The 24,358-nt window shown below is 72.5% G+C and carries 22 protein-coding genes and 2 pseudogenes; 3 read left to right on the plus strand and 21 right to left on the minus strand.

Features of this window, described 5'->3' with window-relative positions; translation table 11 throughout:
* The first annotated feature begins 165 nt into the window (after positions 1–165).
* The gene (locus ACFVXG_RS00155) at positions 166–849 is read left to right on the plus strand and encodes a phosphatase PAP2 family protein (RefSeq protein ID WP_387922752.1); all 684 of its coding nucleotides are present in this window, start codon (positions 166–168) and stop codon (positions 847–849) included.
* Positions 850–1,267: 418 nt separating this feature from the next.
* Complete coding sequence (locus ACFVXG_RS00160; protein ID WP_387922754.1) at positions 1,268–3,409, plus strand: UvrD-helicase domain-containing protein; 2,142 nt, start codon at positions 1,268–1,270, stop codon at positions 3,407–3,409.
* 51 nt (positions 3,410–3,460) lie between these two features.
* Here ACFVXG_RS00160 and eis read toward each other — a convergent pair whose 3' ends face one another.
* From eis to ACFVXG_RS00205, 9 genes and pseudogenes are all read right to left on the minus strand, one after another.
* A complete protein-coding gene (gene eis, locus ACFVXG_RS00165; RefSeq protein ID WP_387922756.1) occupies positions 3,461–4,624 on the minus strand; it encodes an enhanced intracellular survival protein Eis in 1,164 nt (387 codons plus the stop codon).
* Positions 4,625–4,635: 11 nt separating this feature from the next.
* Entirely contained in the window at positions 4,636–5,166 is a 531-nt protein-coding gene (locus tag ACFVXG_RS00170) for a MaoC family dehydratase (RefSeq protein WP_387922758.1), read from the minus strand.
* Positions 5,167–5,244: 78 nt separating this feature from the next.
* Positions 5,245–6,021: an HpcH/HpaI aldolase/citrate lyase family protein gene (locus ACFVXG_RS00175; RefSeq protein ID WP_387922760.1), complete on the minus strand. Its 777-nt coding sequence runs from the start codon at positions 6,019–6,021 to the stop codon at positions 5,245–5,247.
* Between the two features lie 8 nt (positions 6,022–6,029).
* Complete coding sequence (locus tag ACFVXG_RS00180) at positions 6,030–6,290, minus strand: acyl carrier protein (protein ID WP_387923833.1); 261 nt, start codon at positions 6,288–6,290, stop codon at positions 6,030–6,032.
* A gap of 12 nt (positions 6,291–6,302) precedes the next feature.
* Positions 6,303–7,289 (minus strand): annotated as a pseudogene (dmpG, locus tag ACFVXG_RS00185) (4-hydroxy-2-oxovalerate aldolase); the annotation flags it as partial.
* A complete protein-coding gene (locus ACFVXG_RS00190) occupies positions 7,286–8,170 on the minus strand; it encodes an acetylating acetaldehyde dehydrogenase (RefSeq protein WP_387922762.1) in 885 nt (294 codons plus the stop codon). The pseudogene dmpG and the gene ACFVXG_RS00190, both read right to left, overlap by 4 nt.
* Positions 8,171–8,222: 52 nt before the next feature.
* On the minus strand, positions 8,223–9,017 hold the full coding sequence (locus ACFVXG_RS00195) for a 2-keto-4-pentenoate hydratase (RefSeq protein WP_387922763.1): 795 nt from the start codon (positions 9,015–9,017) through the stop codon (positions 8,223–8,225).
* Positions 9,010–9,753, minus strand: coding sequence for an NUDIX domain-containing protein (locus ACFVXG_RS00200; RefSeq protein WP_387922765.1), 744 nt, complete (start codon positions 9,751–9,753; stop codon positions 9,010–9,012). Before ACFVXG_RS00200 ends, ACFVXG_RS00195 begins: the two co-directional genes overlap by 8 nt.
* A gap of 164 nt (positions 9,754–9,917) precedes the next feature.
* The gene (locus tag ACFVXG_RS00205; protein WP_387922767.1) at positions 9,918–10,355 is read right to left on the minus strand and encodes an ATP-binding protein; all 438 of its coding nucleotides are present in this window, start codon (positions 10,353–10,355) and stop codon (positions 9,918–9,920) included.
* 228 nt (positions 10,356–10,583) lie between these two features.
* On the opposite strand from ACFVXG_RS00205, the gene ACFVXG_RS00210 reads away from it, so the two are divergent.
* Positions 10,584–11,882: a helix-turn-helix domain-containing protein gene (locus ACFVXG_RS00210; RefSeq protein WP_387922768.1), complete on the plus strand. Its 1,299-nt coding sequence runs from the start codon at positions 10,584–10,586 to the stop codon at positions 11,880–11,882.
* On the opposite strand, the gene ACFVXG_RS00215 is transcribed toward ACFVXG_RS00210, so the two are convergent.
* The 12 genes and pseudogenes from ACFVXG_RS00215 to ACFVXG_RS00270 form a co-directional block, all read right to left on the minus strand.
* Complete coding sequence (locus ACFVXG_RS00215) at positions 11,850–12,467, minus strand: HAD family hydrolase (RefSeq protein WP_387922770.1); 618 nt, start codon at positions 12,465–12,467, stop codon at positions 11,850–11,852. The genes ACFVXG_RS00210 and ACFVXG_RS00215 overlap by 33 nt on opposite strands.
* Before the next feature lie 182 nt (positions 12,468–12,649).
* Positions 12,650–13,981, minus strand: coding sequence for a glutamate-1-semialdehyde 2,1-aminomutase (locus tag ACFVXG_RS00220; RefSeq protein ID WP_387922771.1), 1,332 nt, complete (start codon positions 13,979–13,981; stop codon positions 12,650–12,652).
* A 19-nt stretch (positions 13,982–14,000) separates the two neighbouring features.
* The gene (locus ACFVXG_RS00225) at positions 14,001–14,549 is read right to left on the minus strand and encodes a dTDP-4-dehydrorhamnose 3,5-epimerase family protein (protein ID WP_387922773.1); all 549 of its coding nucleotides are present in this window, start codon (positions 14,547–14,549) and stop codon (positions 14,001–14,003) included.
* The gene (locus tag ACFVXG_RS00230; RefSeq protein WP_387922775.1) at positions 14,546–15,790 is read right to left on the minus strand and encodes a polysaccharide pyruvyl transferase family protein; all 1,245 of its coding nucleotides are present in this window, start codon (positions 15,788–15,790) and stop codon (positions 14,546–14,548) included. Before ACFVXG_RS00230 ends, ACFVXG_RS00225 begins: the two co-directional genes overlap by 4 nt.
* Positions 15,787–16,734 carry a glycosyltransferase family 2 protein gene (locus tag ACFVXG_RS00235; RefSeq protein ID WP_387922776.1) on the minus strand — a complete coding sequence of 316 codons (948 nt, stop codon included), beginning with the start codon at positions 16,732–16,734 and terminating at the stop codon, positions 15,787–15,789. Before ACFVXG_RS00235 ends, ACFVXG_RS00230 begins: the two co-directional genes overlap by 4 nt.
* Positions 16,731–18,047, minus strand: a complete 1,317-nt coding sequence (locus ACFVXG_RS00240) for a hypothetical protein (protein ID WP_387922778.1) — start codon at positions 18,045–18,047, stop codon at positions 16,731–16,733. Before ACFVXG_RS00240 ends, ACFVXG_RS00235 begins: the two co-directional genes overlap by 4 nt.
* A gap of 5 nt (positions 18,048–18,052) precedes the next feature.
* Positions 18,053–19,336: a DUF4910 domain-containing protein gene (locus ACFVXG_RS00245; RefSeq protein WP_387922780.1), complete on the minus strand. Its 1,284-nt coding sequence runs from the start codon at positions 19,334–19,336 to the stop codon at positions 18,053–18,055.
* A complete protein-coding gene (locus ACFVXG_RS00250) occupies positions 19,324–20,349 on the minus strand; it encodes an NAD-dependent epimerase/dehydratase family protein (protein ID WP_387922781.1) in 1,026 nt (341 codons plus the stop codon). Before ACFVXG_RS00250 ends, ACFVXG_RS00245 begins: the two co-directional genes overlap by 13 nt.
* A gap of 84 nt (positions 20,350–20,433) precedes the next feature.
* A pseudogene (locus ACFVXG_RS00255) lies at positions 20,434–21,075 on the minus strand (PIG-L deacetylase family protein); the annotation flags it as partial.
* Positions 21,072–21,854, minus strand: a complete 783-nt coding sequence (locus tag ACFVXG_RS00260; protein ID WP_387922783.1) for a glucose-1-phosphate cytidylyltransferase — start codon at positions 21,852–21,854, stop codon at positions 21,072–21,074. The gene ACFVXG_RS00260 and the pseudogene ACFVXG_RS00255, both read right to left, overlap by 4 nt.
* Positions 21,851–23,086, minus strand: a complete 1,236-nt coding sequence (locus ACFVXG_RS00265; RefSeq protein ID WP_387922785.1) for a class I SAM-dependent methyltransferase — start codon at positions 23,084–23,086, stop codon at positions 21,851–21,853. Before ACFVXG_RS00265 ends, ACFVXG_RS00260 begins: the two co-directional genes overlap by 4 nt.
* Positions 23,083–24,357 carry a glycosyltransferase gene (locus ACFVXG_RS00270; protein WP_387922787.1) on the minus strand — a complete coding sequence of 425 codons (1,275 nt, stop codon included), beginning with the start codon at positions 24,355–24,357 and terminating at the stop codon, positions 23,083–23,085. Before ACFVXG_RS00270 ends, ACFVXG_RS00265 begins: the two co-directional genes overlap by 4 nt.
* Position 24,358: the final 1 nt, after the last annotated feature.

The raw sequence follows: 24,358 nt of genomic DNA on the forward strand, positions 1-24,358 counted from the left end.
CCCGCCCGGCCGCTGCCGTGCGCCCGTATCCTGGCTCCGGCTTCGGGGGGCCGTGGTTCAAGTGAATTGACGGTCTGTCAGCGACTCTTCGCGGACGGACCTCCGGACACGACGGGGGCGCGCGTGGGATCGGCCGGCCGCAGCGGTTTGGGAAGCAGGACCGGCGTGACGCGGGAGGGCGCCCGACTCGAGTCGGCCCCGGGTCCGACCCGGCGCGGCGAGCCCGCGCTCGTGGTGCTCCGCGGGTGGCTAGGACTGACCTCGGGTCTCGCGGCACTGCTGGTGCTGGTGCTCGGGCTCCGGCTCGCCGGGGAGGGCCAGCCCGGCCGGGTGGACGGCCGGATCCAGGACGCGGTGTACGGGGTGGAGCCGCCGTGGCGCTACGCCGCCCGCGGCCTGGACTCGCTGGGGGAACCGCTGGGGGCCACGCTGCTGGTCGGGGCCGTGGTGGCGGCCTGCCTGCTGCTCCGGCGGCCGCGCGCGGCGGTGTTCGCGGTCGTCGGCGTCGCCCTGCCGGTGGTGGCGGCGACGCTGCTCAAACACGTGGTGGGCCGCACCATCCACGGCGACAACCTGTCCTACCCGAGCGGGCACACCGCCTTCCTGACCGCCGTCGCCCTCGTGCTGGCGCTGCTCGCAGCCGGCGGGAGGCCCCGCCCACTGCCGGTGCTCGCCGTGGCGGCGGCCGCCGGAGCGGCCATGGCCTGGGCACAGGTCGCCCTGGGCGCGCACTACGCCACCGACACCCTGGCCGGCGGGTGCACCGCGCTGGCCCTGACTCCGGCCACCGGCTGGCTGGTCGACCGGACGGCCGACCGGCTGGCGGGCCGGTCGGCACCCCATAGTTGACGCAGCATCAGACGCCGCGCCGGAACACCGGCTTCACCGGCCGCCCGCCCATCCAGGGGGTCATATCCCCTGCATCCAGCGCCTTGCGGTACACCGCGCACGCCTCAGCCACCGCGTGCACGGTGTTCCCACAGGCAGTATTGGATCATCACCACCCACTCCGACGTGCTCGTACGACACGATCGAGGCCCGGCCGCTCCGGCGCGCGCCGGCCACCAGGCCGTCACCCTCCGGGCCCACCCGCTGTCCCGACCGGCCCCCGGTGCCTCTCACCTCGGAGTAGGGACCCTGGGAACCTCTGGCGCGTGCACCCTCGGCAGCGACTGTGGCAGCGGGGGATTCGTTCGCCCTCGCACCCTGTTCAATCTCGCACTTCGCACTATGATCGTCACGCTGCGTGTCGATTGGGGGGATGTGCATGGCTGCGGGTGGATCGGCGGCGAGGCGGGCGCACGACGCTCGGCGGCGGGAACGTGACCTGCGTGAACAATGGCAGGCCGCCCGGCGCGAAGCGGGCCGGTGGGAGGCGGCGAGCGAGGGTGAGCAACAGGTCGCGGCACGGCTGCTGTTCCTCACCGAGCGCGGGTGGCGGCTGCTCGTGGACCGCCGTTGGCCCGGGACGCGAACGGCGAACGTGGACATGCTGCTGGTCGGACCCGGTGGTGTGTTCGTCATCGACGTCAAGAACTGGCGAGCCGAACCCGCCCTGGTGAACGGCCGGTTGTGCGCGGCCGGGCAGAACCGGGACAACGAGGTGGCCAAGCTGCTCGCCGTCGCGCAGGTGGCCGAACGGGCCGTGGGAGAGCGGGGCCTGTCCCCGGTGGCGGTCCGGCCGGTCATGGTCTTCGCCGGACACCGGGTGAACCTCCGGCTCGGCGTCGTGCACCTGCTGGGCGAACCGGAGGTGGCTCCGGTCCTGGCCTCCGAGCCCGCCCGGCTGAGACCCGCCGAGGTGCGGGCGCTCTCCGACCACCTGTCCCGTGTCTTCCCCGCGTACGAGTCCGCGGAGATTCCCGCTGCCGGCGCAGCCGACCCGCCGCAGGTTCCGTCCGAGCCGGACACCCTCTTCGACGGCGAGGCCCTGCGCGAGGCGGAGATGGTCGCCGCGCGGCAAGCTCCCATCGAGCAGTGGATGACCTTCCTCCACCCGGACCAGGCGGCACTGGTCCGCCGCAACTGGGGCGGCCCGGCACGCATCTCCGGCCCTGCGGGCACCGGCAAGACCGTCGTCGGCCTGCACCGTGCCGCCTACCTCGCCCAGCGCACCACCGGGCGGATCCTCTACGTCACCTTCGCCAACAACCTCCCCCGGGTACAACGCACCTTCCTCCGGGCGATGGCCCCGGCGATCGCCGACCGGGTCGAGTTCAGCAGCCTGCACGGCTGGGTCCAGTCGTACCTGCGCGCGCACGGCATCGCGACACGCCTGCACGGGGAGCGTGCTCAATCCGCCTATAGCCTCGCCTGGGTGCGGGCCGGGCGTGACACCGTGCTGGCCTCCCTCGACGCGACGTCCCACTACTGGCGCGACGAGATCGACTACGTCATCAAGGGCCGTGGAATCACGAGCTTCGACGAGTACGCCGTCCTGCCGCGCCGCCGCCGGCGGACCGTACTGCGCCGCAACCACCGCGAAGCCGTCTGGGCCTTGTACGAGGAGTACGAACGGCTGCGCGTCGAGCGCGGGATCCACGACTTCAACGACGTCCTCACACTGGCCGCCGAGCAGCTGCGCGCCACCGCCGCCCCGCCGCCGTACGCCGCGGTGATCACCGACGAGATCCAGGACCTGCCGCTCATCGGCCTGCGCGTCCTGCGGCACCTCGCCGGGGACGTTTCCAACGGCCTGCTGCTGATCGGCGACGGCCAGCAAACGGTCTACCCGGGAGGATTCCGTCTCAGCGACGCCGGCATCGACATCCGGGGCGACCGGGGTCAGGTGCTGCGCACCAACTACCGCAACGCGAAGGAGATCCTGGACGCCGCCCTCGGCATCGTCCAAGGCGACGACTTCGAGGACCTCGACGGGGAGCGCACACCGGGAAAACGCGACGTCGAACAGTCCTACCGGGCCGGCCGGGTCGTACGGGTAAATGCCCGGACCCACGGCGAGCACGACGCGGCCCTGCTCACGGCGCTGCGACGAGACCTCGGCGGGCCGGCGGCGGGGCCGCCGGAGAACCACGCCAACTCCCCTGGCAGCTGGGGCGATGCAGCCCTTCTCTGCTCGACCAGGCAGCAACTCCAGCACTACCGGCAGCTTCTCATCGGGGCAGGAGTGCCCGTCGTCTCGCTCGAACAGTACGAGGGCCGCGCTGTCGCAGCGGTGAAGGTCGGGACCTATCGCAAGGCCAAGGGGCTGGAGTTCAAGCACGTCTACCTGCCGTGCCACGACCAGGCCCTCCGGTACCAGGCCGAGGACAGCGGGGAAGTGGCGGCGGAACGAGCGGAACTCGCCCGGAGCCAGCTCTTCGTCGCCATGACCCGCGCCCGCGACACCCTCTGGCTCGGGAGCCTCACACCGTCGGCCGCCGAGACGCCTCGGACCTCGACGCCGTGAGGGGGCGGAGGTCCTGGTAGCGGGCAGCCCGTCCCGCCTTCCTCCGTGGGTTCAGAAGTGGTCGGGCAGCCAGGGGGCGTCTCCGTAGGTCGCACGGAGAAGCCTGGCGAGGGCAGCGTCGCAACGGGTGTGGACTCCGGAGAGTCGGGCCGCCTCGGGGCTGCGCCAGCCTCCGGCGTACCACACCGCGAACTGGCCGGTGGTGAGGGTCGCGTGGCCTTCGTCCCGGGTCGGCGTGAGGTCGCCCGTACCCGCGAAAATGTGCAGGAGGTAGCGGCGTGGGGTTGGTTCGGCGATCTCGATGGGCAGTTCGAGGTCGATGTCGTGGGGCCAGCCGCGTAGCCGTACCGCGCCCTGGGGGTCGAGGACGCGCAGCATCCAGGGGTGCCAGGCTTGGGTGGTGACCTGGTAGCGGTGGAGTTTGTGCAGCAGCAGGGGTGCTGGGGGGAGGGCGCCGCGGCGGAAGTGGATGGTCTCGGTGCGGCTGTGGTGGCGGCCGAGGAAGCCGAGCATCGCGGCGGCGCAGTCGTGGTCGCCGGCCCAGAAGTCGTGGACGGTGAGGTCGGTGCCGTGGCGGTCTCGGCGGCCGGTGGTGAGGGAGAGCCATCCCGCGATGGTGTGGTCGCTGCGGTGGAAGCGGTAGGTGGTCAGGTTGTTCTTGGCGATCTTCCAGTCCTGCCACCAGGTGGGACGTTCAATGGGAGCGTTCCAGCGGCGGGCGAGGTCCCGTTGCAGGGCGTGGGTACCCGGCCCGTCGCCGTGTTCAATGTGGAAGTCCCCGGCGGTGAAGGAGCGTTTGAGGTCGTCGGCGCGTACGGCGTGAGCGTGGACCGGGGCGGGGGCCTGCCAGCCCAGGTGCCGGGCGTAGCCGTTGGAGAGGGTGGAGATGGTGGAGATGACGGCGCCGCGTTCACGCAGGGGACGCAGGCGTTCGTGGACCATGCGGGCGGCGAGGCGGTCGCCGCGTTCCTCGGGGGCGACGCAGCCGGCGGCGAGGAGTGCGCTGGGTACCGGGGAGCCGCCGAAGTACTGCGGAATGAGCAGGCCGAGGCCACCGGCGACGACCTTGCCCGAGCGGACGGCGACGCGGAGGTCGGCATGACCGTGCAGGTGGGTGATGTCGCCGATGGGGTGGCCGAAGCTGCGGGCGGCCACCTCGTCGTACTCCTCGGTGAGGCTGTCGTCGGCCTGGACGAAGGTGGGTTCGGTGTTCATGGCACGCCCGTCTAGTAGTTGGTGAGGGTGCGGATGCCGTGGGGATCGATGGGCAGCAGGAAGGCACGGGTGAAGGAGGTGACCTGCCTGCCGTCCTGGTTGAGGCCGAGGGTGCGGCAGGTGACGACGCCGTTGGCCGGGCGGCTCTTGGACGGCCGTCGGCTGGTGATCTCGGTTTCGGCGTAGAGGGTGTCACCGACGAATACCGGGTGGGTGAACTGCACGTCGCTCAGACCGAGGTTGGCGGTGGTGAGGGCGCTGACGGAGCGGGCGGACATGCCGCCGACGATGGCGAGGGTGAGTGCGCTGCACACAAGGATGCGGCCCCAGTCGGTGCGGGCGGCATAGGCGGCGTCGAGGTGGATCGGGGCGTCGTTGCCGCTGAGCATGGTGATGAGGGTGTTGTCGGCCTCGGTGACGGTGCGGCCGGGGCGGTGTTCGATGGTCAGGCCCTCGGTGAGGTCCTGGTAGCCGAGTCCGACGACTTCCCGTACCCGGTTCGCGCCGATGCAGCGGAAACCCTGCGGCAAACTGGCGCTCACCGCAGCTCCTGCGGTTCGTCGAGACCGGCGAGGAGGCGGCGTGCCCGGGCGAAGAAGGGTGTGCCGCGCATGTGCCCGTCAACGGACGTGACGTGGCCGCCGCCGTGCTCGGCGGCAGCGACGATGGCCCGGGCCTCGGCGATCTCGTCGTCGGTGGGGCGGAACGCCTCGGTGATGAAGGGCAGTTGGCGGGGGGTGAACGGCACCCTTGCCATGGAAGCCGATCTCCTTGGCGCGATGGGCCTCGGCACTGAGGCCGACGGTGTCGTCGAGTTCGAAGTACGGGGTGTCGACGGCGATGAGGCCGGCCGCGGCGCAGCTGTTGGCGATCGTGTGCCGGGCGTGGCGCATCGCTTCCCACCCGGTGTGGGTGCCGAGTTCGAGGGCGTAGTCCGCGGAGCCGAAGACGGCGCCGGACAGGCGGGGCGCGGCCAGGATCCCGGGGAGGTGATCGACGGCGCGGGGTGTCTCGATCAGGGCGAACAGGATCGGGGTGTAGGCGGGGGTGTCGAGAATGGCGGCCAGGAGGGCGATGTCGCGGGACGTCTCGGTCTTGGGAAGGAGGATGAGGTCGGGCTTGCGGGGGTAGGCGGCGATGGCGACGAGGTCCTTGGTGCCGTTCAGGGTGGACAGGGCGTTGACGCGGATCCCCAGGACGCAGGGCCCGGCGTCCTGGGCGAAGAACGCTCGGGCGTCACGCCGGGCCCGGTCCTTTGCGTCGGCGGCGACGGAGTCTTCGAGGTCGACCAGCGCGACGTCGGCGCCGAGGGTGAGGGCGGAGGCGTACCGGTCGACTCGGGTGGCGGGGGTCATGAACCAGGCCGGTCCGAGGCGCCGGTGTGGGAAGAGGGTCATGGCCTTGGTCAGCCCTTCTGGCTGGTCGACGTGAAGAAGCGGTTCAGGTTCTCCAGGGTGCGCAGGCCGGTGATCCGGTCCTCGGTGACCGGCGTCTCGAACTGCTCGGTCAGCAGCACGGACAGTTCCACCACGGCCAGGGAGTCCAGGCCGATCGCGTCCAGGGTCGAGGCCGGGACCAAGAGGTCGGGATCGATGCGCAGTTCGCGCACCAGGAGGTTACGGAGGTGGGGGTGAATCGCCGGGGCGGGCTGGTTGTGGTCGGGCATGCGGTGCTCCTTGAGCTGGGATGCCGTTTCGGGGATCAGGTCTTCCTGTCCGGCGACCGCCTGGCGGCGGCCGAGTGCGGCGAACAGGTCGCCGGGGTGGATGCCTTCGCGGGCGGCGACCTCGAGAACTCGGGCTTTGAAGCCGGAGAAGACGCCGGCCTGGCCGCTCATCACCGCGACGGAGTCGGTGGTCGGCGGGGCCTTCATCAGCCGCTGCTCGGCGAGGTCGGCGGCCTCGAACAGGGCGTGCTGGTCGATGCCCGTGGTGTATCCGAGACGTTCCAGGACCGGGACCAGCGCCTCGATCTGGGTGTTGCCCGCTCCGGCACCGAACCCACGAGCGCAGGCGTCGATGATCGTCGCTCCCGCCTGGACAGCAGCGACCGAGTTCGCGGTGGCCAGCGTGAGGTTGTTGTGGCCGTGGAAGATGACCGGCACGTCGACGGCCTCGGTGATCGTGCTGATGCGCTCGGCCACGTCGTGGGGAAGGTAGTGACCGGCGGAGTCGTAGATCCCGACCGCCTGCGCGCCGTAGCGGGCCAGGAGGGCACACTGCTCGGCGAGTCGGCCGGGGCTGGCCATGTGGCTCATCAGCAGGACGCCATGCGCCTCGACGCCCCACTCTGCGAGGAGGCCGAGGTGGCGTTCGGTGACGTCGGCTTCGGTGCAGTGCGCAGCCAGCCGTACGACCTGCGCGCCTGCGCTGACAGCCAGGCGCAGGTCGTCGCCGGTGCCCCAGCCGGGGGCCATGAAGACGCCCATGCGGGCGTTGGTGAGGACGTCTCGCACAGCGGCGAGCATCTCGGCGTCGCTCAGTTCGGCCAGGCCGATCTGCAGCGACGAGGCGCCCAGCCCGTTCCCGTGGCCGACCTCGATGACGGGCACGCCGGCTCGGTCGGCGGCAGCGGCGTAGGCGGACAGTTGCTCACGCGAGAGCTGGTGGCCCACCGCGTGATGGCCGTCGCGCAGGGTGGGATCGTGCAGCAGGATGCTGGTCATGAGCGGGCTCCTTCCGGGTGCAGGGCGTCTGCGCGCAGCTCGGCCACCTGGATCGCCGCGGCGTTGATGATCTCCAGGTTCCCGGCGTGGGCCGGGATGCGCTCTCCGGTCGCCGTGACCTCCACCGTGACCGTCACACGGTCGTGGCCCGTCTCCAGGGCGGTCACCGCGTAGCCGGGAACGAACGCCTGAACCCGCTGGGCCGCGGCTTGCACAAGCTGGTGCATCACCTCGGAGTCGGGAGCGTCGACAAGGGCGGTGAGCGTGACCCGGAAGGGCGGCGGCGGGGTCGCCGGGCTGAGGTTGACGAGCACCCTCGCCGTGGGGGCTCCGGAGAAGTGGCAGACAGCCCGCTGAGTGGTGTCGATGTACTCGTCCAGGTTCAGCCGGGTCGCCCGGCCGGCGCTTCGGCTCGCGCCGGTGGAGACCAGCTCGACATAGCGCGGGGTGCGGTGCTGGGCGATGGCGTACAGGAGCGGGATCGCGGCCTGGCCGCCGCAGCTGACCAGGCCGATGTGGCGCTCGGACGGCACGTCGGCGCCGTTGACGGTGGGAACGGTCGCCGTGCCGAGGTTGCTGGGGGTCAGGTCGACGAGCAGAACGCCCGTGGGCTCCAGGTGCTGCCAGTGCTTGGCGTGGGAGTCGGCGTTGGACGCGTCGAAGACCACGTCGATGCCGTCGATTGCGTCCATCAGCGCGGTGATGCCGCCGGTCGTGGTGGGCAGGCCCGTCTCCGCCGCTCGGATCAGGCCGAGGTTCTGGCGGTGGCTCGCCACGAGGCGGCACCCCAGCCAGGGCGAGCGGCGGATCCTGTCCAGCAGGTCGAGGCCGATCAGGCCGGCGCCGAGTACGGCGACGCCGATCGTGCGGTGCGAAGGCATGGGGGTGCTCCAAAGACGTGGTGCGATGGTGTGTGACGGAGCGGGCCGTGGGTCAGGTCGCGCGCAGCAGAACGGCTGGAAGCTGGGGCGAGGACGCCTCGACCAGCGTGCCGGGGCGCAGCGGGATGCTGGCGTGGACCGATCCGGGTAGGACGAGGTCACCGGCGCGCAGGCCGGTGCCGAGGCCGTGGAGGCGGTGGGTCAGCCACAGGAGCGCGTTGATCGGGTCGCCGAGGACGTCCCGGCCGTAGCCGGCGCAGGTCGGCTGGTCGTCGACGCGGACGGTGACGAAGACCGGGCCCAGGTCCATGTCGGGGTGGAAGGGGATGGGTTCGCCGGTGGTGAAGCGGGCGGCGGAGGCGTTGTCGGCGACGCTGTCCTCCAGGGTGATCGCCCAGTTCCCGTACCGGGTGTCGATCACTTCGAGGGCGAGGAACACTTCCGCGACGGCGGCGCGCGCCGTCTGGTCGTCGGTGTCGTCACCGCGGAGGTCACGGCCGAGTCTGAGGCCGATTTCAGCCTCGATGCGGGGAGCGAGCAGGCCGGCCGCGGGCAGATCGCCGCCGCTCGGCAGTGCCATGTCCTCCAGGAGCACGCCGGAGTCCGGCTCGCTCACCCTCATCTGCCCCTGCATCGCCGCCGACGTCAGGCCGATCTTGTGGCCGACGAGGCGGGCTCCGCCGGCCAGGCGGCTGCTGATCGCCGCCGTCTGAACGCGGTACGCCTGTTCCAGCGTCAGCCCGGGGCAGCTCTGGGCCAGCGGGGCGGCGGGCAGGCTGGACTGTTCGGCCGCCCGCAGCTGCGCCGCTGCCTCCAGAAGCCACCGTGGGGCGCGGGTGTCATCCATGGGTCCTCGCCTTGTAACGATGGAGCAGGACGTCGAGGTAGTCCGCATGTGGACCCTCCAACTCGCCGGCCGCACCGTCCACGAGAGCGATCCGGTCCAGCTCCGGTGCGCGGCCGGCGACGGTCTCCGCCCGCACCAGCGCCTCGTACCGCTCGCGCACGGCCTGCTGCGGCAGCGGCGGCGCCTCGTAGTGCACGCCGATGTTGCCGTTCTCGCCGCAGGTGACCGCCCACGGCGTCAGGTCCCGGGGCGTCGAGGGCACACCGATCTCCTCGGCCAGCTCCCGGCACGCCTGGTTGCGCAACTCGGCCTCGTCCAGGACTCCGGTGCCGACGGGCGGTTCCACGTTCCCGCCGGGAAGCTGCCAGCGTCCGGGCGCGGCGGTCCAGGCGGACATGCGGCCCACGACCAGGCGGCCCTCGTCGGTCGGCTGGGCGACGGTCACGAACACCGACGACACCTGGGGCGCCCCCGCAACGCGGCGCAGCGCGAAGTACCGGTAGGTCACCGGGGCCCAGGACAGGACGAGGGTGTCGCCGTCGTACCCGGTGGCGGTGCACACCACCGCCGGGCCGTCGAACAGGTCGGGGTTCGCCTGAACGGCCTTCGCCCACGCCTGCTCCATGGCGGCGCGGTGCTCCGGTGCGAGGGTCGGCGCGGCCGTCTCCACCAGGCACAGCGTGGCGGCTTCGAGGACTTCGAGGCGGTCGGCGGGAGCGGGAAGTGAACTGGTCACGGCTTCGGGGTCCTTCCGGGGGTGATGCGCATCTGAACCTTCGTCGTACTCAACGTGCTCCCTTGGAAGAAGTAGTGAGGCACAGGGCCGCTCCGATCTGGGACCGGCAGTCCGGCGAGTGCGTGCAGAAGTCGACGGGAGGCGGCTGCATCGATGGCGCGCCTTCAGACGGCAGGAACGAGGGCGGGGGCGATGAGGATCCAGACGAACTTGCCGATGCCGCCGGCGCGGGGACAGCAGCCCCAGCGTTCGGCGAGTTCGTTGACGAGGTGGAGGCCGCGTCCGTGTTCGTCGGTGGTGGTGGAAGGTCGGAGGGTAGGACGGCCGCTGCCGGCGTCGTGGACCTCGATGCGGAGGAGGTTGTTGATCAGGGCGAAGCGGATCTCGATGCGCCGGTCGTCGGGGGCGTCGGAGTGTTGGACGGCGTTGGCGAAGAGTTCGCCGAGGAGGAGTTCGGCGATGTCGGAGTAGAGGAGGCCGCCGGGAAGGCCGGAGAGGTAGGCCCGGAGGAGGTGGCGGGCGTGGGGGGCCGCCTCGACGAGGGAGTCGAGGCGGGCCGCGAACGCGCGGGGGCGGCGGGGCGTGGAGCAGGTTTCGAGCATGGCGGAATACCTCGGAACGGGATCGAACGGGAGGCTGTCCAGACCCCCCGCTGACGTGACATCAGGAAGGCGTGGACAGGCCGGCGCGCGCCGGGGTCAACGCTTCTGCTCCTGATGACCGGACGGCGACCACTGCGATCTGTACGGAACCGATCACACACCGCCAGCGCCCTGGTGACAATGATGTGGCGCGATCCAGAAGCGATCCCATCCCGGAGGAGCGCCTTGATGCCCGATCAACTGCGCCACGATATGAGGCAAGCCCGCCGCGCTTCCGGTACGGGCTGGACCGAGTTCGCTCGTGTCAGCGGGTTCGGCGTGGCGTACCTGCGCAACGTGGAGAACGGCAATCGCCGGGTGACCGAGTCGGTGGCCGCTGCCTACGACAGGGTCCTCGACACCGGCGGAAGATTTGCCGCGGCTCTTGCCGACGCCGGGCCTGTGGACGTTTCTTGGAACCGAGCCGGGGCGACTCTGGCGGTTCTCACAAGCCTGATGGAGGGAAGACGAGTGGATCGCCGAGGGTTCCTTGCTGCCGGCGTTGCCCTGTCAGCGTCGACGAACAACTGGGTCACGGCCATCGGGCGCACTCTCCTCGAGCCACGGGCCACGCCTGTGGACGGCTCGTCCGTGCTGGCGGGTTTGGAGGGCCGACTCCAGCTCCTGCGCCACGTGGACGACGAACTCGGCAGCGGTGAGGTTTTCGCGGCCGCGCGCAGCGACCTTGCCCTGGCGGTGGCGGCGATCAAGTCCCTACGGTACAAGGGCGATCAGCTGTCGCGCTTGTACGCGATCACCACCGAGGCCGCCCGCCAGGTCGGCTGGGCGGCCTTCGATCAGGGACGAGTGGGGGTTGCCCAGTCCTACTTCGACGCCTCCTTGCGGGCCTCCGCCGAGTGCGGCGATGTGGTCGCCGGGGCCTACACGCTGTCCTTCGCCGCCATTCAGTGCTACTCCTCCCCCGGCCTGGCCGGGCGGGCGGTGTCGTTCGTGGACACGGCCCGCACGCAGGTTCGCGGCCGGAGCACCCCGCGGATGGAGGCGATGCTCGCCGCCCGTGCCGCCCGCGCGTGGTCGAAGGGTGGGGCGAAGGAGGAGACCAAGCACCAGCTTCACCTCGCACGCGCCGCGTTGGACAAGGGACGGCGTGAGGAGGACCCCGGTTTCCTGTACTGGGTGGACTACGGCGAGATCGAGATGATCGCCGGCTCCTCCGCTCTGGAACTGGGAGACCCTGCCGGGGCCCTGCGGCATTTCGAGGCCGGCATGCAGGCGTACCCGGGTGACGAACAGTACCCTCGCAGCCACGCCATCTACCTCGCCCGCGCCGCGGAGGCGCACCTCGCACTGCACGACCTGGACGCGGCCGTGGCCACGGGGCGGCACGCGGCGGCCTGCCTCGGAGCGGTCGACTCCGCGCGCTCCGCGTCCCAACTGCGGGGCCTGCGCGAGAAGCTGGCTCCGCACACCGCCCACGCGGCGGTCCGCGACTTCCTAGAGGCCGGGCAGGCGCAGAAGCTCGCGTAGCCGCCGGGCGACCACGTCCTCGTCCAGCCCGAGCACAGGGGTGAAGCCGAGCCGCTGGGCGGCGATCAGGTTCTCCTCGCTGTCGTCCACGAACAGGCACTCCTCGGCGCTCACGCCGAGGCGGTCCAGCACAACCTGGAACGCCTCGGGTTCGGGCTTGCGGACACCGAGTTCCGCCGACAACACCACGGCGTCGAAGGTGCCGTGCAGGTCGAAGCCGGCGTACGGGTCGTAGGGCTGCCGACCGAGGCTGTTGGACAGTACCGCCGTCCGCACCCCCGCCGCACGGGCCTGCCGCGCGATCTGAAGAACCTGATACGCCGGGAACGCGTCGTGGAGGTACCTCGCCAGCAGGTTGTCCGGCTTCACACCCATCAGGGCCGCGAACCCGGTGTTCCAGTCCTCCTGGCTGATTCGGCCGAGTTCAAGACTCCGGAACAGGTCCTGCCCCCGGGGGTCGGACCAGGCGCGCAGGAACGTCCCCGGGGCGATCCGCTCCCGGTTCTCGAACCACGTGATGACTTCGACCATGTTCGACGTCAGGACGCCGAAGAAATCGAAGACCACCGCACGAAACGAAGTCACCGCTGCTCGCTCCATCCGCATAGCGTACGGCCCCTGGCCAGTGGGCGGGGCTGACATGGGGTGGGCGCAGGTGACGCCGAGTGCGCGCTACCCGACCGACACACCGGGCGGCTCGTGCACCGCATTGGCGGTGGTGCCGGTGGCCGCTTGGCTCGTCGATCGGGTAGCGGGGAGGGGAGAGCTCAGGCCCGCTGCCGGAAGACCGGCTTCACCGGTCGGCCGCCCAGCCAGTGGGTGGGGTCGCCGGCGTCCAGGGCCTTTCGGTAGACGGTGCAGGCCTCGGCGACCGCGTGGACGGTGTGGGCGATGTCGGCGTCGTCGAGGGCGCTGCTCACCACGAAGGACGGGGCGAGGACCCCGCCCGCGAGGAGTCGGCGCAGGAACAGGGTGCGGTACTCCTGGGAGGGCTGGCCGAGTTCGTCGAGGGTGGCGAAGACCAGGTTGCTGGCCCGGCCCCGGACCAGGACGTGGTCGGCGACGCCCGCGGCGGCGGCGGCCTCGCGGACGCCGGCGGCCAACTGCTCGCCGAGGGCGTGCAGTCGGGCGGTGATGCCCTCCTCGACGTAGGTGGTCTGCACGGCCATCGCGGCGGCCAGCGAATGGGTCTCCGCGCCGTGCGTGGTGGAGAGCAGGAACACCCGGTCGCCGGGGTGGCGCAGCCCGCCGAGCTCCATCAGGTCGCGGCGCCCGGCCAGCGCGGAGACGGCGAAGCCGTTGCCCAGCGCCTTGCCGAAGGTGGAGAGGTCGGGGGCGACGCCGTAGAGGCCCTGGGCGCCCGCGGCGGACCAGCGCAGGCCGGTGATCATCTCGTCGAAGACCAGCAGGCAGCCGTGCCGGTCGGCGAGTTCGCGCAGGCCGGCCAGGTAGCCGGGCGGCGGTTCGGCGTGGCCGGCGGGTTCGAGGATCAGGCAGGCGATCTCGCCCCGGTAGCGGGTGAGCAGTTCCTCGGTGGCGGAGAGGTCCCCGTAGGGGAAGGCCACGGTCAGTTCGGTGATCGCGGCCGGGATGCCGGCGGACATCGGCGTGGTGCCGATGAACCAGTCGTCGACGGAGAAGAACGGCTGGTCGCCGCAGACGGCCACCCTGGGGCGTCCGGTGACGGCGCGGGCGAGGCGCACCGCGGCGGTGGTGACGTCGGAGCCGTTCTTGGCGAACTTCACCATGTCGGCGGTCGGCACGGTGTCCAGGAAGCGTTCGGCGGCCTCGGCCTCCACGATGGACGGCCGGACGAAGTTGCTGCCGCGGTCGAGTTCCCGCCGGACGGCCTCCAGCACCCGCGGGTGGGCGTGACCGAGGCTGACGGAGCGCAGGCCGGAGCCGTACTCGACGTAGCGGTTGCCGTCGACGTCCCACACGTGGGCGCCGTGGCCGTGGCTGATGACCGGGGCGAGGTGCTCGGGGTACTGGTCGTCGCCCTTGGCGTAGGTGTGCGCGCCGCCGGGGATCAGGGCGTGCAGCCGCTCGTTCGCCGCCCGCGACCGGGGCAGCTCGAACTCCTCGCGCTCGGTGGTCACTTGGGGTTCCATCCCGAACTCACCCTTCCTGGTGGCGGAGGGCCTCGGCGAGGCCGGGCGCCTCCCGGTCCCGCTTGGACATCGAGGTGGCCGGCAGCGGCCAGGGGATGGCGAGCTCCGGGTCGTCGAAGGCGATCGTGACGTCCTCGGCCGGGTCGTGCGGGCGGTCGATCCGGTACGAGACGTCGGCGTCGGTCAGCGCCTGGAAGCCGTGAGCGCAGCCCGCCGGGACGTACACGCTGGCCTGGGTCTCGCCGGAGAGCTCGAAGAAGGCCGTGTTGCGGTAGGTCGGCGAGCCGGGGCGCAGGTCCACGACGACGTCGAAGACCTCCCCGTGCGAGCAGCGCACCAGCTTGGCCTCGCCGGCGCCGGAGCGCAGGTGCATTCCGCGCAGCACGCCCCGGACCGAGCGGGAGACGCTGTGCTGGACGAAGGCCTCGGGGTCGAGGCCGACCGAGCGGAGCACCTCGGCGTCGAAGGTGCGACAGAAGAAGCCGCGTTCGTCGGCGTACGGCGTCGGTGTGAACAGGTAGGCGCCGGCGATCGCCGGGACTTCGGTCACCTTCATGAGGTCTCCCATGGAGCGTGGTCGGCGGTAACGTCGGCGGTAACGCGGTGGCCGGTCGGGAAGACGGCCGCGGTCAGGGCGGTGAACTGGTGGTCGAGGCTCCTGGTGGCCGCCAGGTTCCGCTCGGCGAGGGTCTGCCGCAGCTCCGTCGCGTGCTTCTCCAGCTCCCGGAACTGCTCGATCAGCCGGTCGGCGTCGACCTCGCGGGCCGGGTGGCAGTAGGCGTCCAGCCCCATCCGGGCCATCAGGGCGTCGCTCTTGGCCGCGTAGCTGAGGGCGAGCGTGGGCGTGCCGGTCTTCAGCGCGCAGACCAGGTTGTGGTACCTGGTCGCCACCACGGCGTCGGCGGCGGCCGTCTCCGCCATCAGCTCGGCCAGCGAGGCCGCCGTCGAGACGGTGACCAGCGGGGAGCCGACCGCCTCGACGATCGCGGTGACCACCCGGGCGTCGACCTCGTCGCCGGTGAGCAGCCGGACCGGCCGGCCGTCCTCGACCAGCGCGCGGACGAAGCGGGTCGTCCCGTCGAGGTAGCACCGGTGGATCTCCTCGGCCCGGGCGCGGTCGTCGTCGCCGCCGTGGAAGTCCATGACGCCGACGCAGACCCGCCTGTCCGGGGTGTCCGGGGCGGGCGGTGCGGGCAGGGCGAAGGCGATGTCCGGGTGGACTTCGTCCCGCGCGGTGTCCACGCCCATCGCCCGCATCGCGTCCCGGGACAGCTCGTCCCGGTAGGAGCGGTGCGCGGCCAGCCGGGCGGACCAGCGCACCAGCGCCCGGGTGGCCGGGTTGCCGATCGGGCCGGCGCCGACGCCGACCAGCGCCACCTTGGTGCCGAACAGCCGGCCGGAGGCGCAGAGCAGGAACAGCGCGTACGGGAAGCCCCAGGGCCGCAGCGGCAGGGTGGCCTCCAGGACACCCATGCCGGGCACGATGACCACCTGGTGCCGGCGCACCCATGCGGCGGTGCGCACGGCGTCGACGAGCTTGCCCAGCCCCTTGCCGACGACCGCGCCCGCCCGGGAGGCGGTCCGGTACTCGCCGCGGTACCAGTGCAGCCGGGTCGCGGGGATGCGGTAGCGGGCGGTGACGACCTCCGGTCCGCCGCACAGCGCGTCGACCACGGCGTCCGGGTGCTCGGCGCGCAGGTAGCCGAGCACGGCCTCCAGCGAGCCGTCGTTGCCGAGGTTGCCGGAGCCGAGCAGGCCGAACACCCCGACGCGCACCGGGGTTCCGGCAGCGGTCATCGCCGCCTCCCGCCGCGTCCGGCCACCAGGTCGTCGACCGAGACGGTGCGCAGCTCCGGCTCGACGGGGGCGCGGTCCTCGACCCGCTCGCCGGCGCCCGGCCGCACCCGGCTGGTCATCCAGGAGGCCAGGTGGCCGTAGCAGGCCCGCCGGTCGGCGGTGGACAGCGGCGCCCGGCGGACGGCCGCGGCGAAGCCCCAGACGTACTCGGCGAGCAGCCGGGGCGTCGGGTGCAGCGGGCCGGCCCGGCGCGGGTCCAGGTTGACGCAGCGGGAGCGCTTGGAGGGGTTGGCCCGCTCGGCGCGGGTGGGGTGGTCGCGGCGGAAGTAGAGCAGCTCCGGCACCTGGTGGAACGGGCCGTGCAGGGTGATCTCGGCGACGAAGGTGCGGTCCGCGTGGTGGTAGCTGTCGTGCGGCTTGACCCGGCGCAGCACGTCGGCCCGCATCACCCCGTAGAAGTCGTCACCGCCGGGCTCGAACAGCAGGCTGCGGAAGCGCTCGGGCGCGCGCGGCGAGTCGGTGGCGAGCCCGTACTCGTAGGGGACCTTCACCTGGCCGTGCTCGTCGATGACCGCCTGGCCGGAGTGGGCGAGGATGACCTCCGGCCGCTCGTCCAGCGCCTCGACGCAGCGCTGCAGGAGGTCGCGGGCGTAGAGGTCGTCGTGCGAGGCCCACTTGAACAGCTCGCCGCGGCACTGGGTGAAGACGTAGTTGTGGTTGGGCGCGGCGCCGACGTTGCGGGGCAGCCGGAGGTAGCGGATCCGCGGGTCCAGCGCGGCGTACTCCCGGCAGATGGACTCGGTGGCGTCGGTCGAGGCGTTGTCGGAGATGACCAGCTCGAAGTCCTCGTAGGTCTGGCCGAGCAGGGCGTCGAGCGACTCGGCGAGGTACTCCTGGCCGTTGTAGACGGGCAGGCCGATGCTCAATCGGGGAACGGCGGTCAAGGGGTCCTCACTTCGGGGGTGGGTGTGCGGTGGTGCTCGCGCAGGGCGGCGCGCAGTTGGAGCCACCAGACGGCGGCGCCGCAGCCGGTCGCGGCGGCGACGCCCCAGGCGGAGCCGACCGTGCCGGCCGCGGCGGCGCCGCCGAGCCCGCCGCCCAGGTAGCAGGCGGAGGCGAACAGCTGGCAGCGCAGGCTGCGCCGAGCCGCGGCGAGGGCGCGCAGCCCGGCGGCCGCGCCGCTGCCGAGGCCGGCGCCGGCGACGCCGAGGGTGGCCGGCAGGATGAGCTGGGAGGCGGAGTGCCAGACGTCGCCGAGGACGAACTGCCCGGCCCGGTCGGGCATCAGCAGCAGGGCCGAGCCCCACAGCAGCGCGGCGCCGGCCTGTCCGCCGCCGAGCAGGAAGCAGAACCGGGCGAGCCGCTGCGGCGCCTCCCGCAGGACCCGGGCCGCCTCCGCCACGGTGACCAGGGAGAGGCCCATCAGCAGGGCGAGGAACGGCCCTTGGAGGAGTTCGGCACCCCGGACGGCACCGACCGCGCCGACCCCGACGATCGCGCCGAGCCCGTACGCCCGTAGCTGGCCGGCGCCGCTGAGGCTGACGTTCTCGACCAGGTAGCGGCTGCCGAGGTCGCGCTGCTCGCGCAGCCAGCCGCGGGCTTCGGTGACCCGGGGCCGGACGCCGGACTGGAGGAAGCCGTACCCGGCGGCGGCCGCCGCGGCGGCGCCCCAGGCCAGCAGGAAGGCGGGCACGGTGCCGACCCGGGCCGCCACCACCATGGCCGGGACGAGGGCGACGCCCTGCACCAGGTCGTTGGCGAAGGCCTTCTGCCCGGTGCCGGCCGCGAAGAACGCGAACCGCCGGGAGTCCTGGAGCAGCAGCGCCGGCAGCGCGACGCCGAGGCTCGCGAACGCGGGCCCCACGTCGCCGCCGAGGCCGAGCCCGACCAGCAGGCAGACGGCGCCGAGGGCGCCGCCGACGGCGAGCGCGGTGCCGGAGGACCGGGCCGCCGCGGCGCGCCAGGTCGCCTCCGGCACGCCGCTGAACCGCACCATCAGCGGGTCGGTGGCCAGCCCGCGGGAGACGTTGAGCACCACGCCGTAGGTCAGCCAGGCCAGGCTGAACACGCCGAACGCGTGCACCCCCAGCTCCCGGGCGACGTAGATGCCCACCGCGAAGTTGATCATGCTGGTGACCGCCTGGTCGGCCAGCCCCCAGGACACCCGGCCGAGCACACCCCGCCTGGCGGGCCGGGCCTGCGCCGGCTCCCCGGCCGGGCCGGCCGGGGTCGTCGTCTTCACCCCCTCGGTGGTCATCGGCGTCACGCCTTGATCAGTTCGGCGCCCTGGAGGGCGGCGGCCGCGACGGCGACGGTGTCGAACGGCAGCCCGGAGCGCTCGGCCACGTCGAGCAGGCTGTGCTCGCCGTCGGAGAGGCTGAGCACCCACAGCATGGCCAGCTGCGCCTGCTTGGCGTCGCTGCGCCCGCCGAGCGAGTCGTACAGTCCGCGCCGGCCCAACTGCGGTTCGCCGTACGGGCTGAGGTTGACGTAGCTGCGGTTGCGGTCGAGCACGGCGAAGGCCTCCCGGCAGACCGCGAGGGTGTCCGCCATCGCCTCCGGCTTGACGAAGTCCAGGTCGTCCGCCGAGGTGTGGTACTCGGGGTACCCGGCGTACGGGGTCCGGCTGAGCGAGCCGACGCCGAGGTCGAACCCGGGTGAGCAGTACTGCCGCTCGTCGTAGCCGTACGGGGTGAACTCGGTGACGCGGTGCGGGCGTTCGGAGGTGCGCAGGACGTGCCGGAGCACCCGGTCGATCTCCGCGTCGCCGCGCCGGCTCTGCTTGTACGTCAGCTGCCCCGGATCGCCCGCGCAGGCCAGCACCAGGCCGTGCTTGACCCGTTCCACCCGCTCCGCGTTGCGGGCCAGCCAGGTGATCGCCCCGATGGTGCCGGGGGCGAAGATGAACCGGTAGGTGTAGTACGGCTCGCGCTCCGCCAACTCCCGTGCCAGGAAGACCGCCACCGCGATGCCGGCCAGGTTGTCGTTGGCCAGCGAGGGATGGCAGACGTGGCAGGAGACGATCACCTCGTCGGCGACCTGCCCGGGCACGACGTGCTCGGCGTAGGTGAGGTGGCCGTCCGCGAGGGTGGAGTCGATCCGCACCTCGTAGTCGCCCTCGGGCAGCCCGTCCAGGGTCTCCTGGGCCAGGCAGAACCCCCACTCCGGGGTGTAGTAGCTGGTGCGGTACGGCACCCAGCTCGGGTGTTCCGGCAGGGTGTGCAGGTGCGGGCGCAGCTCGCTCAGCGGCATGGTCGCCGCCACCGGCACGCTGTAGCCGAGCACGTGCAGGCTGGACGCGGCGAAGTCGACGACCCGGTTGCCCGCGCTGTCGGCGACGTACGCGTCCCGGATGTTCCACTCCTGCGGCACCGTCCAGTCCAGCACCCGCGTCCCGGTCGGCACCTCGTGCACCTGGAGCGGGAGGTACTCGCCGACGATGTCCAGGGTGGCGCGCACCCCGTCGCCGGTGATGCTCCGGCAGAGCGGGTACAGCCGCTCCACCAGGGCGTGCATCTGCTCGCCGACCCCGGTCACCGGCGCCACCGCAGGGTGTCGTCGACGGCGCCGGCGCCGGTGGCCTCGCGCAGCACCGCGAGCCGGGTGAAGCGCCGCTCGAAGTCCTCCCGGGTCAGCCCGAACTTCCGGTAGGCCTCGGCGAGTTCGACGGCCCCCTGCTTCACGCTCCACTCGCAGTCGAAGCCGGGCAGGGCGGCCCGGAACCGGGAGAAGTCCACCCGGTAGGAGCGCGGGTCGGCGCCGTTCTCCCCGGTGATCACCACCTGGGCGCCGGCCACCGCCTCGGCGACCTGCTCGGCGATCTCGGCGACCGTGACGTTGTTGGCCTCGCTGCCGATGTTGAAGGCCCGGTCGTGCACCGCCTCGCGCGGCGCCTCCAGCGCGGCCGTGAAGGCCCGGGCGATGTCGGCGGCGTGCACCAGCGGGCGCCAGGGGGTGCCGTCGGAGAGCACCAGCACCTCGCCGGAGAGCAGCGCGTGGCCCACCAGGTTGTTCAGCACGATGTCGGCGCGCAGCCGGGGCGAGTAGCCGAAGGCGGTGGCGTTGCGCATGTACACCGGGCTGAAGTCGCCGTCGGCCAGTTCGTGCAGGTCGTCCTCCACCCGCACCTTGGACTCCGCGTACGGGGTCACTGGGCGCAGCGGGGCGTCCTCGGTCACCAGCTCGTCGCCGCCGGCGGCGCCGTAGACGGAGCAGGTCGAGGCGTACAGGAAGCGCCGCACCCCGGCCTCGCGGGCCAGCTTCGCCAGCCGCACCGAGGCGTGGTGGTTGATGTCGTAGGTGAGGTCCGGGGCGAGCGAGCCCAGCGGGTCGTTGGAGAGCGCGGCCAGGTGGATCACGGCGTCCACCCCGGCCACGTGCTCGGCGGTGACGTCCCGCAGGTCCACCCGCTGCCCGGGCGGGTCGGCGGGCTTGGGGCCGAGGACGCACTCCGCGAACAGGCCGGCGTCCAGGCCGACCACTTCGTGTCCGGCGGCGGCGAGGACGGGGGCCATCACGGTGCCCAGGTAGCCCTGGTGTCCGGTCAGCAGTACGCGCAAGGTTCATCCCTCCAGGTCGAGCGCGCCGCGATCGGGCGTGCCGAGATCGGGCGTGGCAAGGTCGGGCGTGGCAAGGTCGGGCGTGCCCAGGTCGAGCGTGACCTTGGCGGTGTCGAAGGCCTCGGCGTAGCGGGCGTGGCATTCGATGCCGCGGATCCGCGCGAGACCGAGGAAGGCCTCCCGGTCGTACCAGGGGCGGTGCCGCTGCGAGGGGTAGTGCTCCTGCAGCAGCCGCACCTTCTGTTCGGCGGTCTCCGCGGTCAGCGGCTGGTAGGCCGTCGGGCGGCCGAGGTCGCCGTCCCACTTGACGATCTCGTAGCCGAGCACCAGGTGGTCGCGGAACGCGGTGGTGACCAGCCGGGCCAGGCCGCGGTGGTCCTGGTGGGCGTCCGCGGTGCGCGGGGCGAGGATCAGGTCCGGCTCGGTGCGCCCGCGCAGCTCCTCGACGGCGGCCTTGGCCTCCTCCCAGTGCGCGGGCAGCCGGCCGTCCGGCAGCTTGAGCACGGTCAGCCGCAGGTCGGCGCCGGGGCAGAAGGCGGCCAGCGCGGCGCGCTCCTCCTGCTCCCGTTCGCCGCCGCCGCCGGAGAGCACCAGCGCGTCCACCCGCAGCCCGGGACGCGCCCGGCACATCGTCAGCAGGGTGCCGCCGGCGCCGATCGCGATGTCGTCGCAGTGCGCGCCGACCGCGGCGATCCGGTCCAGCGGACCGGCCCCGAGCCGGATCACGAGGTCCCCCGCTCCCAGACGGCCCAGGGGCGGTCGCCGTGGGCGTAGGCGGCGTCCAGCGCGGCCCGCTCCTTCACGGTGTCGGTCGGCTTCCAGAAGCCGCGGTGCTGGTGGGCCACCAGGCGGCCGCGCTTGGCGAGTTCGGTGCAGCCGTCGGCGACCAGGTCGCCGTTCTCCGGGATGTGGTCGAAGATCTCCTGGCGGAGCACGAAGTAGCCGCCGTTCTCCCACAGCGGCATGTCGCTCACCGCGGTGATCCCCCCGACCAGGCCGTCCTCGGCCAGGTCCACGCAGTGGAAGGAGGACTGCGGCGGCACCACCATCATCGACGCGCCGGCGTCCCGTGCGGCGAAGCGGTCGATCATCTCCGGCAGCGGGGCGTCGGTGAGCACGTCGGCGTAGTTGGCGAGGAACATCTCGTCGCCGTCCAGGTGGTGGCGCACCCGGCGCAGCCGCTCGCCGATCGGCGACTCGATGCCGGTCTGCGCGAACGTGATCGTCCAGGAGGCGATGTCGGTGGACAACAGCTCGGTCTTGCCGCCCCTCAGCACGAAGTCGTTGGACGTCGTCTCCTCGTAGTTGAGGAAGAAGTTCTTGATGTGGTGCGCCCCGTACCCGAGGCACAGGATGAACTCGGTGTGCCCGAAGTACGCGTAGTAGCGCATGACGTGCCAGATCAACGGCCGGGGCCCGACCATCGCCATCGGCTTGGGCACGTCGTCGGACGCTCCGCTGCGCATCCGCAGCCCGTAACCGCCGCAGAACAGGACGACCTTCATGCCTTCACCTCGACAACACTCAGTTCCGGGATGGGGAAGACCAGGCGGCCGCCCCACTCGTGCACGAAGGACAGCTGCTCGACCAGTTCGGTCCGCAGGTTCCACGGCAGGACCAGGACGTAGTCCGGCCGGTCGGCGGCGATCTGCTCGGGCGCCAGGATCGGGATGCGGGTGCCCGGGGTGAACCGGCCGTGCTTGTACGGGTTGCGGTCGACGGTGTACGGGAGCAGGTCGGGCCGGATGCCGCAGTGGTTGAGCAGGGTGTTGCCCTTGCCGGGGGCGCCGTAGCCGACCACGGTCTCGCCGCGCTCGGCCGCCTCGATCAGGAACTTCAGGAGGTCCCGGCGGACCTTGGCGACCCGGGCGGAGAACTCGGTGTAGCCGGACAGCTCCTGGAGTCCGGCGGCCTTCTCCCGGGCCAGCACCTCGGTCACCCGCGCGGTCGGCTCGCCGGCCGCCGCGTCCGGGCGGGCCCACAGCCGGATGGAGCCGCCGTGGGTCGGCAGCAGCTCGACGTCGACCAGGGTGAGTCCGCCGCTGGCCAGCGCCCGGATCGCGGAGGCGACCGTGTAGTACTGGAAGTGCTCGTGGTAGATGGTGTCGTACTGGTTCTCCTCGATCAGGGTCAGCAGGTGCTGCACCTCGATCGAGACCCACCCGTCGTCGGCGACCAGGGCGCGCAGCCCCCGGGTGAAGCCGACCACGTCGGGGATGTGGGCGTACACGTTGTTGGCCACCACCAGGTCCGCCGGGCCGTGTTCGGCGCGGACGGCGGCGCCGGTCTCCGGGTCCAGGAAGGCGGTGAGCGTGGGCACCCCGGCCTCGCGGGCCGCGGCGCCGACGTTCACCGACGGTTCGACGCCCAGGCAGCGGATCCCCTCGTCCACCACGTGCCGCAGCAGGTAGCCGTCGTTGCTCGCGACCTCGACCACGAAGGAGTCGGCGCCCAGCCCCAGCCGCTGGACGGCGCCGTCGACGAAGGTCCGGGCGTGCTCCACCCAGGAGGTCGAGTAGGAGGAGAAGTAGGCGTACTGGGTGAAGGTCTCCTCGGGCGTGATCAGCGGCGGGATCTGCGCCAGCCAGCAGTCGGTGCAGACCCGCAGGTGCAGCGGGTACGCCGGCTCCGGCCGGTCCAACTGGTCGGCGGCGAGGAAGCTCTCGCACGGCGGGGTCGCCCCCAGGTCGACGACGCTCCCCATCGCCGTCGAGCCGCACAGTCGGCATCGTGTCATTGACTGCTCCCATTCCTGCCCGCGCGGGTGCCCCGCCGCGGGCCAGCGTTTCCGTTCCCCATCGGCGGCGCGCCGACCGCGCCGCCGGACCGGGCCGCGATCGCGGCCCGGTACCCCTCCACCAGGCGGTCCAGCCCGACAGTCGGGCTGAACCCCTGCTCGTACCGGAGCCGGGCCGCCAGGCCCAGCTCCCGGTTGACCGCCGGGTCGGCGGTGACCCGGCGCAGGCAGTCGGCCAGCGAGTCCGCCTCGCCCGGCCGGTGCAGCAGCCCGGTCACCCCGTCCTCGACGAGTTCGACGAAGGCGCCGTGCCCGGCCGCGACGGCCGGCACCCCGGCCGCCATCGCCTCCACGACCACCAGGCCGAAGGCCTCCAGCCAGGTCGAGGGGGCCACCACGGCGACCGCCCGGGCGATGGCCTCCCGGCACTGCTCCTGGTCGTACAGGCCGACCGGGCGCACGTCCGTGCGGCCCGCCGCCCAGGCCCGTACCTCCGCCTCCAGCGGCCCGGCGCCCGCGATCACCAGCGGCACGCCGACCCCGCCCTCGGCGGCGAGGCGGTCCCAGGCGGCCATCAGCAGCCGCACGCCCTTGGCCTCCGCGAGCCGGCCGAGGAAGAGCAGGTGCTCCCCCTCGCCCGTCCGGACGGCCCCCGGCTCGGGCACGAAGTTGTGCTTCACCGCGAGCCGTTCGGCCGGCAGTCCGGCCCGCACCAGGACGTCGCGCTGCGCCGCCGAGATGCAGAAGAACCGCTCCACCCCGGACCACCAGCGCCGCCGGTTGACCGCCAGGCTGACCGCCAGCGGCACCGTCGCCAGCCGGGAGCCGCGGTAGCAGCCGTGCCGGACGGCCGGCAGCGGTGAGCCGCCGACGCACTCGGTGCACGGCCGGCCGTCCCGCTGCAGGGTGCCCGGCGGGCAGATCTGGGTGTAGTTGTGCAGCGTGGCGACGGCGGGCACCCCGGCGTCGGCGCAGGCGGCCAGCACCGCGGGCGACAGCAGCGGGAAGACGTTGTGGACGTGCACCACGTCCGGCCGCTCGGCCCGCAGCCTGGCGGCCAACTCGGTGCGCACCGCCGGGTTCCACGGCACCAGCAGCGGCACCGCGACCTTGCCCGGCAGCGAGCGGCGGGCGATGTCGTCGCTGCGCCGCTCGAACAGCTCGACCCGGTGGCCGGCCTCCCGCAGCAGGCCCACCTCCTGGTCGACGACCTTGTTCTCCCCGCTCGGCTGCGCCGAGGCGTAGCGGTTGTGCACCACGAGGACGTGCATG

The organism is Kitasatospora sp. NPDC058162, from assembly GCF_042884005.1.
Taxonomy (GTDB): domain Bacteria; phylum Actinomycetota; class Actinomycetes; order Streptomycetales; family Streptomycetaceae; genus Kitasatospora.